The organism is Chryseobacterium mulctrae (assembly GCF_006175945.1).
GTDB classification, from domain to species: Bacteria; Bacteroidota; Bacteroidia; order Flavobacteriales; family Weeksellaceae; genus Chryseobacterium; species Chryseobacterium mulctrae.
In genome coordinates this window covers 3,008,805-3,022,187 of the sequence record NZ_VAJL01000001.1, presented here as the reverse complement: position 1 = coordinate 3,022,187, position 13,383 = coordinate 3,008,805, and the positions used below count along the sequence as shown (strand labels likewise).

11 protein-coding genes are annotated in these 13,383 nt (G+C 34.0%); 7 read left to right on the top strand and 4 right to left on the bottom strand.

Annotated features, from left to right (window positions below; translation table 11 throughout):
- Positions 1 to 44 precede the first annotated feature (44 nt).
- Positions 45 to 1,937 (bottom strand): molecular chaperone HtpG, encoded by a 1,893-nt coding sequence (htpG, locus tag FDY99_RS13890; RefSeq protein ID WP_139422269.1) that lies wholly within the window; start codon positions 1,935 to 1,937, stop codon positions 45 to 47.
- Positions 1,938 to 2,272: 335 nt separating this feature from the next.
- On the opposite strand from htpG, the gene FDY99_RS13885 reads away from it, so the two are divergent.
- The 5 genes from FDY99_RS13885 to FDY99_RS13865 all read left to right on the top strand — a co-directional run bounded on the left by FDY99_RS13885 (position 2,273) and on the right by FDY99_RS13865 (position 8,204).
- Positions 2,273 to 2,902 carry a hypothetical protein gene (locus tag FDY99_RS13885; protein WP_139422267.1) on the top strand — a complete coding sequence of 210 codons (630 nt, stop codon included), beginning with the start codon at positions 2,273 to 2,275 and terminating at the stop codon, positions 2,900 to 2,902.
- Positions 2,903 to 2,985: 83 nt separating this feature from the next.
- Positions 2,986 to 6,354 carry a beta strand repeat-containing protein gene (locus FDY99_RS23220; RefSeq protein WP_185148732.1) on the top strand — a complete coding sequence of 1,123 codons (3,369 nt, stop codon included), beginning with the start codon at positions 2,986 to 2,988 and terminating at the stop codon, positions 6,352 to 6,354.
- Between the two features lie 159 nt (positions 6,355 to 6,513).
- On the top strand, positions 6,514 to 7,131 hold the full coding sequence (locus FDY99_RS13875) for a hypothetical protein (RefSeq protein ID WP_228448796.1): 618 nt from the start codon (positions 6,514 to 6,516) through the stop codon (positions 7,129 to 7,131).
- A 44-nt stretch (positions 7,132 to 7,175) separates the two neighbouring features.
- On the top strand, positions 7,176 to 7,607 hold the full coding sequence (locus FDY99_RS13870) for a transposase (protein WP_317129830.1): 432 nt from the start codon (positions 7,176 to 7,178) through the stop codon (positions 7,605 to 7,607).
- A gap of 282 nt (positions 7,608 to 7,889) precedes the next feature.
- Positions 7,890 to 8,204 carry a helix-turn-helix domain-containing protein gene (locus FDY99_RS13865; protein WP_139422265.1) on the top strand — a complete coding sequence of 105 codons (315 nt, stop codon included), beginning with the start codon at positions 7,890 to 7,892 and terminating at the stop codon, positions 8,202 to 8,204.
- Between the two features lie 157 nt (positions 8,205 to 8,361).
- On the opposite strand, the gene FDY99_RS23545 is transcribed toward FDY99_RS13865, so the two are convergent.
- Entirely contained in the window at positions 8,362 to 8,496 is a 135-nt protein-coding gene (locus FDY99_RS23545) for a hypothetical protein (protein WP_262711399.1), read from the bottom strand.
- 6 nt (positions 8,497 to 8,502) lie between these two features.
- Here FDY99_RS23545 and FDY99_RS13860 point away from each other — a divergent pair, with 6 nt between their 5' ends.
- Together FDY99_RS13860 and FDY99_RS13855 are read left to right on the top strand one after the other, a co-directional pair.
- Complete coding sequence (locus tag FDY99_RS13860) at positions 8,503 to 8,775, top strand: helix-turn-helix transcriptional regulator (protein WP_139422263.1); 273 nt, start codon at positions 8,503 to 8,505, stop codon at positions 8,773 to 8,775.
- An 89-nt stretch (positions 8,776 to 8,864) separates the two neighbouring features.
- Complete coding sequence (locus tag FDY99_RS13855) at positions 8,865 to 10,298, top strand: tetratricopeptide repeat protein (protein ID WP_139422261.1); 1,434 nt, start codon at positions 8,865 to 8,867, stop codon at positions 10,296 to 10,298.
- A 54-nt stretch (positions 10,299 to 10,352) separates the two neighbouring features.
- On the opposite strand, the gene recA is transcribed toward FDY99_RS13855, so the two are convergent.
- A complete protein-coding gene (recA, locus tag FDY99_RS13850; protein WP_074230138.1) occupies positions 10,353 to 11,357 on the bottom strand; it encodes a recombinase RecA in 1,005 nt (334 codons plus the stop codon).
- Between the two features lie 658 nt (positions 11,358 to 12,015).
- Positions 12,016 to 13,212, bottom strand: a complete 1,197-nt coding sequence (locus FDY99_RS13845; protein WP_139422259.1) for an oxygenase MpaB family protein — start codon at positions 13,210 to 13,212, stop codon at positions 12,016 to 12,018.
- Positions 13,213 to 13,383 lie beyond the last annotated feature (171 nt).

Here is a 13,383-nt window from a genome sequence, read left to right as displayed (position 1 = left end):
GCACAACAAAATTGTGCCCGATTTACAATATAAATTAGTTTAAATTACTTCTCCAGTTGCTTGTAACTTCTCTGAATAAAGTCTGTCAACTCTTTTCCTTTCAACAGATTTTGAGAAAGTTTAGCCAAGTCTAAAGCGTGTTTAATTTGAGAGCTTTTCTCCTCAGCGTTTTCATTAGCAAGAATTTTAGTTGCAAATTCACTGTTAGAATTTACCACCAAATTATACATTTCAGGGAAACCTCCCATACCGAACATTCCACCGCCTCCGGTTGCCTGCATATCTTTCATTCTACGCATAAATTCGGGCTGGGTAATGGTAAACGGAGCGTCGTTGCTGTCTAAATCTTCCAGCTGAACAGTGAATTTTTTATCATTAATAGATTCTTCAACATTTTTCTTTAATGATTCTTTTTCAGTTTCATTTAATTTAGAAATTGCCGGTTCGTCTTTTTTAATCAAGTTATTGATGTGATCTGCATCAACTCTTGCAAAAGAAATCTTCTCTTTTGAAGTTTCCAATTTTTGAATTAAATGCGGAACAATTGGTGAATCTAAAAGAATAACTTCATACCCTTTATCTTTAGCTGATTGAATGTAAGAATGCTGTTCGTCTGCATTTGTAGCATAAAGAATCACTAAATTCCCATCCTTATCGGTTTGATTAGGTTTAATTTTTTCTTCTAATTCATTCCAAAGAAAATATTTTCCGTCAGTTGTTGGGTAAAGTGCAAATTTGTCAGATTTTTCAAAGAATTTATCTTCGGAAATCATTCCGTATTCGATAACGATTTTAATATCGTTCCATTTTTTATCGTAATCTTCGCGGTTTTCGTTAATCAACGAAACCATTTTATCGGCAACTTTTTTCGTGATGTAAGAAGAAATTTTCTTCACTGCGCCATCAGCTTGCAAATAAGAACGAGAAACGTTCAACGGAATATCCGGAGAATCGATCACACCTCTCAACAACATCAAAAAGTCAGGAACAATCCCTTTCACCTCATCAGTTACGAAAACCTGGTTTTGGTATAACTGAATCTTATCTTTTTCAATATTTAAATTATTCGCCAATTTCGGGAAATATAAAACTCCTGTCAGATTGAACGGATAATCAACATTCAAATGAATATTAAATAACGGCTCTTCAAACTGCATCGGGTACAATTCGTGATAGAACGCTTTGTAATCTTCGTCCTTTAATTCGCTTGGTGATTTCGTCCAAGCCGGAGTTGGATTGTTAACAATATTATCAACCTCAATTGTTTCAGCAACCGCATCTTCTGCAGCACCTTCCGGTAAAGGAAGCGTTTCAGTTTTTGTTCCAAATTTAATTGGAACAGGCATAAACTTGTTGTATTTCGTCAACAATTCACGAATTTTTCCTTCTTCCAGAAACTCTAAAGAATCTTCGGCGATGTGAAGGATAATTTCAGTTCCTCTGTCGGTTTTAGCAGTAGTCTCTTCTAAAGTAAATTCAGGACTTCCATCGCAAATCCAGTGAACCGCTGGTTCGTCTTTAAATGATTTTGAAATAATTTCTACTTTTTCTGCTACCATAAAAGCAGAGTAGAAACCTAAACCAAAGTGACCGATAATTCCCGAATCTTTAGCTGAATCTTTATATTTTTCTAAGAATTCTTCAGCTCCTGAAAATGCAACCTGGTTGATGTATTTTTCAACTTCTTCAGCCGTCATTCCTAAACCTTGGTCGATGATGTGAAGCTTTTTGTTTTCCTTATCGATTTTTACCTCGATTTTCGGATTTCCATAGTCTACCTTAGCTTCACCAATATTGGTTAAATGCTTTAATTTTAAAGTAGCATCTGTTGCGTTTGAAATTAATTCTCTTAAAAATATTTCGTGGTCGCTGTAAAGAAATTTTTTAATCAACGGAAAAATATTTTCCACCGAAACATTGATATTTCCTTTTGTCATTGTATTTAATTTTTAAATTTGATTATCAATTCTCAAAAAAAATACCATTGAACGGAAAGTGACAGATTGGCATTTTATGGATATGAAATTTTAGTTACTGTCAGTGTAATTGTATAGATTTGCCTTTCGACGTTTCGATGTTTTTAATTGATTCGACAGATTTTTTTTGATTTAAATAAAAATCCACCCAGATAAAGATACACTTGCGGCTTGAAATTAAATTGTTGATTTTTAAGCAATTAAACAAAATTAATACATGAATAATACATGGTGTTTTGTGTACATTAGGTTTCCTTAACGTTACTTTGCTCGTTATAAATTAACTAATATACTTAATGAGCACCAGAAACATACATGATCAGATAAAGGCATTCAATATCCTCTCTCTATGGCGGAAGATATTCAGTGTTTTTCTGGTGCTCTTTCTTCAAAATCTGATTGCGCAAATTAGTATTAGTGACGAAACAAAATTGTATGTTAGTAACGGAACAATTATTTACGAAGCAAATGCAGAACCTGAAAAGATAGTTGCAAAAGGGAAAATTTTTGTATTTGGAGAAACAAAAATCTATCAGAAAAATTCAGAAAATAATTTTGAAATAGTTCAGCAAAAGACTTCCCAAGAAAAAAGTAAAAAAGAATATGCTTTAAAAATTGCTCAAATTCAAAAAGAAAAAAAGCAAAAAGAAAAAATTGCTTCTGTAAAAACTTCTATAAATAATAAGAAAGATTTTTTTTCTAATCAAAAATCTGAAACTTATTTTTCTTTCTCTGCCAGTTTTTCTAAAATTTCTGTTCCTGTTTCTCAATTTAATGCAAAGCAAATTATTAGTTCTGAAAACGACAACACTTCTTTATCTTATAGATGGAGCAAGATGGCATCAGAACATTTTAAGAGCGCCGAACTTCTTACTGCTCAAAACAAGTCTGCCTTTTCGGTAAGACCGCCGCCTTTCTTGGTTTAAAATATCGCTTTTTTACAAATTATTCTTGTCTTTCTCTGTCTGAAAATAGATAGAGCAGAAATTCTATTATTCAAATTAAAAAAATGAAAAAAAATCTATTGTTAATAATATTAATCTTTTTTACAGGATTATTTTACAAAGCCCAAGATATAGCTGTGAATATTTCCGGACCCAAAGCAATCACTACAGGTGGTTCAGTAACTTATAAAATTTACGTTACTAATAACAGTACAACAAATGCAACAAACGTAACTGTTAAAGCTTCAAATGCTGCGAATATTACAGAAACTACCATAAGTTATGCTAATGGACCAGGTAACGGAGGTTCTTCGACAAATCCAAGTGGAGGAACAGTTACTTTAGCAAATCTTCAAGGGGCTAGTGGTATAGTTATACCAAGTTTACCAAGTGGGAGTGCTGGTGTATTTACTGTAACGGGAACAGCAAGTAGCACCGTTGCTAATATAAATTATACCGCTACAGCTAGTTCTGGTGGAACCGATACCAATTCCGCAAATAACTCAGTAACATTTGTAACAAATGTGTATGCTACGGCGAGTTGTGGTAGCACAACTACATATACTTTAAATTTAGCACAAACAGCCTCTAACAATTCGATTGCGTTTAATGGTGGAACAATCAATCTTTATTATACAAGAACTGGAGGTACTGCAATTGCAGGTTTAGCTGATCCACTGATTATCCCTGTATCTTACAGTGATTCAAATAGTTACTCTGGAACAGATCATCGATGGTATTCAATAGTAAACGAGACTGGCGGAACAGGCGATGGTGTAAATCTAGGTTTGGCTACTTATGATAGTAATGCTAATGCTGCTACCCAAATTGCAGATCCTGGAAGCATTTACAATGGTTTGCCTGCATCAAATATTGAATCTAGTGCTATTCCTTATGTGGGTAATGGTGCTATTGACGGGACAATTACTGAAGCTCTGCGATTAGGTACGATTAACCAATTAGGTACATTTACATTAAATTTTGGAAACTTAACCTTGCCTTCGGGGGTCCGTATAACTTCAAAAAATTTAATTATACAAGGTCGAGGATCAGGAAATACTAATGCCTCTACTACAGCGTATGTTTCTGGTTATTATGCCAAGCCAATAATTCAGAATGCTGTACTAACTGGAACTGGTAGTGTTACATCCGATACTGAAATGGAGTTTGGGCAAACTTATACTTGGCGATACACTGCTTTTGCAACTACTGGATTTCCCAGACAGCATAATAATAGAAGAGGGGTTGTTTTTAAAAGTGGTGTGATAACTTTTACTACCGCTGCAGCAATACCAACCATAACAACCACAGCGGCTACTTGTTCCGCTAATGGAACTGCAACTATTTCAAATTACAATGGAACGCCTAGTTCTTATACATTTTCGCCGACAGGACCAACCGTAGCAATGGGAGGTGTAATTTCTAATTTGACACTTGGAACCACTTATACTGTTACAGCAACTGTTAGTGGTTGCCAATCTAATGCTAGTGCGGAATTTAATATTGCAGCTCAACTGGGATCGACAACGATTCCAAACTTTAATGATTTTGAATCGAGCGCCTACCGGTATTTTTATGATAACACTGATAATATTGCTTCTTTCGGTATTAAGTGTGGCGGTGGTATTACGGCAGACCTGACCACATTGGCGCTTAGAACTGCCGTATCAGGTAGCCCAATACCGGCAACTCCTTTACCGGTAGGTACCACTTTAACCTGGCACAGTGCAACACCTGCAACAGATGCCAATCAAATAACTGATCCTTTAACAGCAGTGACTGGTGCAACAAGAAAAATTTATGCCGCTTTTAGAGGTGGTGTAAACTGTTACTCGCCTACAAGAGAAATTAGTATATATGCGCCAATTTGTGCCACTGATGATGATTATACAGCAATACCGATTACTTATGGTGTTGGTGGAACATTACCATCTGTATTTACCAATGATACCTATAATAATGTAATTATTTCGACAATGCCACCTTCAAGTGTCGGTTTTAATTATTCCATATGGATACCGGCAAATGCAAATATCAGTTTTTCTACTGGAGTTATTACTGTTCCTCCAACCGTACTTCCGGGTATATACAGTTATTCCTACAAAATAGCGGATAAAGATCCAGATGGAATTGTAGATAGTAACGCTAGTTATGCTTCCATTACTTTTAGAGTAATAGCTGATAGCGATGGTGATAGTATTCACGATGACGCAGATGTAGATGATGACAATGATGGTATTATGGATACTGCAGAATGTAGCAATACAATCACAGATATGGCAAATGCATATTCTGGTGGAACATTATTAAATATTGTTCCATCTGATTTCGGATTAGCCTTAAATGTTAAACACCAAAATGTAACCAAAGATTTAAGCGCAAAATTTGGTTATCCTGCCAACTCAGGAGCGGTAATCATTAATATTACAAATGCTTCTGTACATCCCATAACAGATGCTTGGTGGACAAAAAACGGAGAACAACCTTCTAGATGGAATGTTTCCGGGAAAATGAGTGCATTTGTTCTAATGTCTCAAAATCCGGAATTCTATAGTAATGATAGTAAAACAATACATATTTATGATGCCCAAACAGTAACTCCAATCACGCTTCCGGGTATGGTAAATCAAACAGCAATAGCAGGACAATGGAGTATTTTAGATACTTCAATACAAAAAACGCTCAATAATCTTGATAATAATACTTCAACCAACGAATACGGTAACTGGAGATACGCCAATATGAATTTTGGAGCAAAATCTTTTGGCTTTTCTACCACTACAGCATTTGGAGAACCAACCTATGCTGTAATGATGTACTTGGAATGTGATTCAGATAATGATGGCATACCAAACCGTTTGGATCTTGACAGTGATGCCGATAGCTGTGCTGATGCTATGGAAGGTGATGCAAATATTACTTTATCACAATTGATTACAGCTACAGGAACACTTTCTGGAGGAAGCACAACAGTAAATCAGAATATATGTACAACTTGTGTCAGTACAAGCGGTAGCAATATTGGTCTGCCTCAGTTTACAACAACACCAATCGGCTACAGCAATACTACCGGGCAAAGTATTGGAAGTTCACAAAATGCATTGGTAAATGGGTGTATATGCTATGAAGATCCTTCATTAGTAACGGGAGTAACTTATCCTGTAAAACATGGTATTACCATATTAGGAAGAGCAGGAAAAGATCATGGAAACTGGCCAATGATCAGAAATTCCGCATACACTGCGCTGGAAAGTAAAACGAAAGGCTTTGTCATTACAAGAAACAGTAATCCTGAAGGATCAATTACAATTCCAACAGTTGGAATGATGGTGTTTGATACGGATGAAAACTCAGGAAAAGGATGTCTGAAGATTTACACAGGAGGCGGAGCTGGAGAAGGCTGGAAATGTTTCAATACTCAAGGATGCCCTTAATAGATAAGTGTAATAACTCCTTCATTCAATAAAAAAATTTATTTAAAACAAAACCTCATCATTGCCCTCCTCTCTGCATCGAAGACCAGAATCTCCTTATACCAAACACAATAATATTTAGAGACAGAGGGTATGATGAGTAATAAAATATAAAAAACAATGAAATTAAAAATTAACGAATTCAAAAATCATATAAATATGAATATGAATAAAAAAGTAACCATTTTATTATCATTTTCTATTTCTATCCTCTCTTTTTCACAGGTGAGAATAGGAGCAATAAATTCCGTTGGAAATATAACCAATACTTCAGTTTTATTGGAATTTGGTACAGATAATGACAAAGGAATTATCCTTCCCTATGTCGAAATATTACCTTCAGGAACTAATAATTCAAAAGGAGGCACCCTAATTTTTGATGTTTCAGTCAATTCAGAATATAAGATAAAGGTAAAGAATGAAAATACAGGCTGGACAGACCTTAGTATACAATCTGGATATTCTGCTGCAGTACAAAACGTAGTTAAAACGCCCCAAGCCTTACCTCTTATAGATCAATCTGGTGCAAAAGCCGTTATCGGTGATGCGAATACTACAACAGATGGTGTTTTAGTCCTTAATTCTTCGGATAAGGCAATGGTATTACCTATCGTTTCAAGCTATACCCAAATAAAGAATCCATCTCCCGGTATGGTGGCTTTTCTTCAGGGAACTAATGCTGGAGAGCATCGTTTAATAGTATTTAATGGTCAGAAGTGGACATTTTGGAAACCATAAATACAATAAGATTTCAGCGCAAGATTTAACAAAAAAATACAATAATGAAAATAGATTTAAAAAAAATTCATATCGGGGAATTGATTGAAAAAGGAGTTGCAGAAAGCGGGATACAAATGTCCCGTATCTGTAGCTTCCTTAAATGTAATGAGAATGATGTAAAAGAAATGTACAATGCAAAGAAACTGGATACCGAACTTCTCCTTCGCTGGAGCAAACTTCTGGAGTACGATTTTTTCAGATTGTATTCTCAGCATCTTATACTATATTCTTCAAATTCCACAGTCCAAAAACGAGTTGGAGAACGAAAAAAAACTACCCTACCAGAATTTCGCAAAAATATTTACACAAAAGAGATTTTAGATTTCATTCTTGAGATGATAGAATCTGGTGAAAAAACAAAGCAGCAAGTAATAGAAGAATACAGAATTCCCAAAACAACATTATACAAATGGATCGGCAAATACAGAAGCTGAAAGTTCTACTCAAAAACAACCTGGGTAAAACAGAAGAAATTTGTCGAGAATGGGATAAGCCTGAAAAAATTATCTGGATATGGATGATGTTTGCCCCTACACCCAAAAAAGAAAAATCATTTTTAAAGATAAAATAATCTTCGTGATAAAGGCTGACAGAATCTCAGATATTATAATAACAGAGTGTATTCTTGGGATAAAGTTTTTCGGCATTTAACATAACAATGGGGAGAAACCTACTTATGAGATTATTAACTTTTTTACAATTAAAAAAAACTACTTATGACTCCTGATTATAAAAGAATTTACACAGATCTTCTTGAAAAGAAACTACCATCCCGATACCACGAGTTTAAAGATAAACTCGAAAGAAAAGACCTTAATACGCTCGATATTATCCGAATTAATCAATCAATTTTTGGGAGTTCCAATAGCGAATCTGAAGCTTTTAACCAAAAACACCGCTCCTATAACAAAGCCACAATTTTACAGATTTTAGATTATCAAAAAGCGCATAAGCTTAGTAATATTCAACTGGCTCTTCACTTCAAATTAAGCAGAAATACTGTGAGTAAATGGAAAAAACTATTTCCATAATCAACTTTTAGTTCGAGCAACCTTGAATGTTTTAATAATAATTAATTTTTTTTAACCCTTCCACAAAAGATAATTCTGCAACGAATAAGGATTTTGTAAGTTGAAATGTATAAAAACAAAATACTGATTTTAATCTTTTTCCCTTACTTTTTTTCTCTTAATCTCTAGAAAGAGACTCTTTGTTGATACCCGGAAAATCAGCGGCAGAAAAAAGATTCAGGAACTCATTCAATTCAATGAAAGTATTATTTCTTAAAAGAAACTCAGGAACTAAAACAAAAAATAAACGCATCTTTTGATGAGGTTATTCACCTTGCAAAAACCAACAGTTCTGAGTTTTTCACACGTTTTCGGGAAGTTTATCCGGAAGCTTTTAGAAATAGAAGCAAAATTCAGAGTTTCAGAGCTGACACTTTGTACTTATATATATTTGGGATTCAGCTCAAAAAACATTGCACTTTATACTTTTAAATCTGTAAATACCGTACGAAGCAGAAAATACAACCTGAGAAAAAAACTACATATTTCTCCTGAAGAAAATATGGAATTGTGGATAAAGAATGTAAATTGATATTAAATCTAAAAGTTTTTAGAAGTAATTTGTCAGAGATTATTTTTATTACATTTGAGAAATGTTTTCTTTAAGGACAAAAATATTTAATGCAAGTAATAAAACTCATCATACTTTATTTATTAATTTTCTCCGGCATTTCTAAAATGCAGGCGCAACAATATTCTGAAAAAGAAATAGATTCGTTACTCAATAAAGAAGTCGATCAACATTTCAGATCTGGTAAACTAGAAGAATCTTTAGTTTTATGTAAAGAAGTCATCAAACAATATAATCGCATAAATAATAATGATAAATCTGCAAAAGCTTATTTATCTGCAGCCAATATTTGCAGTAATCTTTTTAGGATAAAAGAAAGTTTACAATATCTGGATTTAGCTCTCGAAAAAAATAAGGAAGTAAATAATCTTGATTCAGAGGCCAGAATTTATGGAGAATATGGAAGGAATTATTATCAGCTTGGCTTCAAAGGAAAAGCATTAGAAAACTACGATAAAAGCATCTCTCTTACAAAATCTGCCGGATTAAAAAATGGTAACTTTCAGCTTCAGTATTATTATGGTCTAAGAGCAAAAGTATATGAAGAAAGTGGCAACATGAAAGCATTCTATACTGATTTAAAAAATGCACATAAAGCCAAATCTAATACTTTTACCTCAGCACGGCTTGCAAAATACTTTATCGGTACAAAAAATCTGGATTCTGCAGAATATTATCTTAATCTTGGCGAACAGTTTGTAAAAAAAGGTAACGTTCCTTTATACCAAATCTGCATACTTAAAAGAAATTACGGAAGGTACTATTTTGAAAAAAAAGAGTATCAGAAAGCCATCTCTTTTTATGAAGAATCGCTTGCTATAGCAAAAGAACTTAACAAGCCACAAGATGTGAGAGACACCTACAAATTGCTTTATGAAGCCTATAAAACAGTTAAAAATGAAAAGAAAACCATTGAGCATATAGAAAACTACACCGCAATAAATGATAGTTTAAAAACAATAAACACTCAAATACAAGAAATACCAGTAACAACTTTTATAAAAGAAAAGGAAGTAATCGCCGAAAAGTCAAAAAAAAAACTTTACATCATAATATTCTGTATCATTATTTTATTTGTTTGTATTTTTTTATTTCTAAGAAAAAATTATATCAAAAAAAGTCATGAGAATGAAAAACAGCTCTACAACAAAGAAGAAGAAAATATTAAGTTGCAACAAAAAGTAAACGAATCTTTTGATGAGGTAATCGATCTTGCAAAAACCAACAGTCCTGAATTTTTCACCCGATTCAAAGAAGTTTATCCTGATATTATTGCTAAACTCATAGAAATAGACCCAAAACTGAGAGTTACTGAACTTACTCTTTTGGCATATTCTTATCTTGGATTTAACTCTAAAGATGTTGCACTTTACACTTTCAAATCGGTAAATACTGTACGAAGCAGGAAGTATAATTTGCGAAAAAAGCTTAATATTCTACCCGAAGAAAACATGGAATTATGGCTGAAAAATCTAAGGGAATAAAAGAAATAAAAAAGACAGCCATTTAGCTGTCTTTTTTATTTCACTTAGAATAAATTACTTTTTGTTAGCAATTTCTTCTTTTACTTTATTTTCAAGTTCTTCTGCTAATTCAGGATTGTCTTTCAACAAATCTCTCACAGCATCACGACCCTGCCCTAGCTTAGTTTCACCGTAGCTGAACCAAGAACCACTTTTCTTCACGACCCCCATATCAACCGCAGTATCTAAGATCTCACCTGTTTTAGAAACTCCTTCACCATACATAATGTCAAATTCTGCCATTTTGAAAGGTGGAGCCACTTTATTCTTCACCACTTTCACTTTCACGCGGCTACCGATAGCTTCATCACCATTCTTAATTGGTGCGCTTGCTTTTCTGATATCTAATCTTACAGAAGCGTAGAATTTCAGCGCATTACCACCGGTTGTCGTTTCAGGATTTCCGAACATTACACCAATCTTTTCTCTCAACTGGTTGATGAAAATTACCGTACATTTTGTTCTGTTAATAGTCGCAGTTAACTTTCTTAATGCCTGAGACATCAATCTTGCATGAAGACCCATTTTAGAATCTCCCATTTCCCCTTCGATCTCTGCTTTTGGAGTCAATGCCGCAACAGAGTCAATTACCACAATGTCGATTGCTCCTGAACGAATCAAGTTATCAGCAATTTCCAAAGCTTGTTCACCGTTGTCCGGCTGAGAAATAATAAGATTTTCTAAATCGATTCCTAATTTTGCAGCATACCCTCTGTCGAAAGCGTGCTCAGCATCAATAAAAGCAGCAATTCCACCTGCTTTTTGAGCTTCTGCGATTGCATGAAGCGTTAATGTTGTTTTCCCTGAAGATTCTGGCCCGTAGATCTCAATAATCCTTCCTCTTGGATATCCGCCAACACCTAAAGCGATGTCTAATCCTAATGATCCAGACGGAATTACTTCGATGGTTGTATCAACTGCATCATCTCCCAAAGTCATTACAGTTCCCTTTCCGTATGTTTTATCTAACTTGTCAAGCACCAATGCAAGTGCTTTTTTCTTATCATCTATGTTGCTCATATTATATTAAAATATTTTATCAAAAGTACATATTTTAAATTTTAAATGCTAATATTATTTGTCTTCGGATTTAGTTTTTAGCGTTAAAAAATGATAAAATTTATTCCTTTAAAAAAGCAAAAAATCAAGATAGTTTTTTTTAAAATATTGACCTTTTTTGAAGCTTGATCCCGCTTTCCACTATATCTTTTTCGCCATCGCTTTTTAACAATCCAACTCAGAAAAAGGATGTCGCTGCAATCGGGGCTATTGACAAGGGTTATTTACAAAACACAGATTTTGGCTAAAGCCAAATTGAATTGCTTGTTTTAAAAACGGGCTAAAGCCCGTTTCTATTGATATTCGTAAAATTTCACATTGTTCAATTCAAACTTAAGGTCATTAAAATTTCCAAAATTAATTCTTGCAATCATAAATTTTCTGTGACGAGAATTCCCCTCCAAAGGAAGGGTGGCGAAAATTCTTTAGAATTTTTGACGGGGTGGTATTCAACATTGCTTTTTTTAGCCCTGATTGAACGGCATGTTTGAGCTCTTTTCTTTATTTTGTGCGGAGCGGCTTTGCCGCTCCGCACAAAATAAAGAAAAAGCGAGTAGTGAAAGCAGGATTAAGCTTCTAACTATGAAGAATAAGGAATAAATAGGCAATAAATAATCCATTAATGGAAATTTGAGTTCTGGGTAATTCTCAGGTAATCCTCCAAAACTTTCATCTGATCTTTATTGCCTTTTTTTATTCTTGCTTCACGACTTACCGTAGAATCATATATTTTATTGATGAGCTTCTTTGTAATAGGAAAACCTTTTTTCAACGGTACATCAGGAATCTGAAGTCTTTTGCAAACCTCATCATCCAGCAAAAACCAGGTGCAACAAATATGTAAATACCGTAGATTTTTTCTTTGAAAACTATATTTTAAAATAGGATTTTCTAAAGATTCATTCAGTAAAGAATGTGCCAACAAAACCGAATCTTTGTCTGAAGACGGCTGAACAGAGGTCCATAAATAAAAATATTCTGTCGCCTGTTTTTTATCATTGGGAAGAAGATTTTCGGGAATTCCGAGCAAATATCCTACATATTTCCAAAGGTGAAAAAGCCCTTTCTCTTCCTCTTCAGAAAAAGTATTGCCAAATTTATGAAGACTATGAAGGAAAACGAGGCTGAAACCAATATAAGTTGCCATCATATCCCAAGAATTGATGGGTTCGCCCCAGTTTTCAGTGTCCCAACTTTTGTAATGTTTTTTGATCGAAAGTCTTGCATAAGAATGGATAAGTCGAGTTTTGATAGCAAATTCGTAACCTTTTTGATGAATTTCTAATGCATCATATCTTGTGACGTTTACCCAAAAATCAAGTGTTTCCGAAAGTCTTTTTACGGCACCTTTTTTTAGAGCTTCGGTTGCAACTAAAGGTTTGTTGAGATAAGCATAATCGTAACCGCCAATTAAACAATAATCTCTGAGCGAAATTAAAGAATCGAGATTACTTCGCATACATAGCTCTGCTCCTGCTTTTATTAAATTATAATCTAGCCAGTCGGGAAGTTTTTGCGTTTGTGCAAAAAGTTTTTTAACACTTTTTGGAGCATTATCATACTGTGAAATTCCATTTCTGATATACTGTTCGATTTCCCGTGATGCCTCACTATATTTTTTGGTAAAATAAACATCTTTTACAACCTCATCTCCTACTTCATCTACATGATAAAAGAAAGGAGAAAATTTTTCAAAGTCTTTAAAACTCACTTCTGCACCAGAAAAATCAATCAATTGTTTTCCGTTTCCTTTCGTCCAAAAATCTTTGAAATGAAGAGAATCTTTAAATCTTGGCTGTAAATTGTAGTCTTTCATCAATGATAAAGGTACAAGTTTTACGCCGAAAACAGCTTGTGAGATTTGTCAGTTGTAGATCAAACTATAAAAGTATTTTAAAATAATTAAGTTTAATGTAAAAATAATTAAAGTGTTAAAAGATATTTTTATTCGTTAACAAAAAAACCGCTCCAAAAATGGAACGGTTTA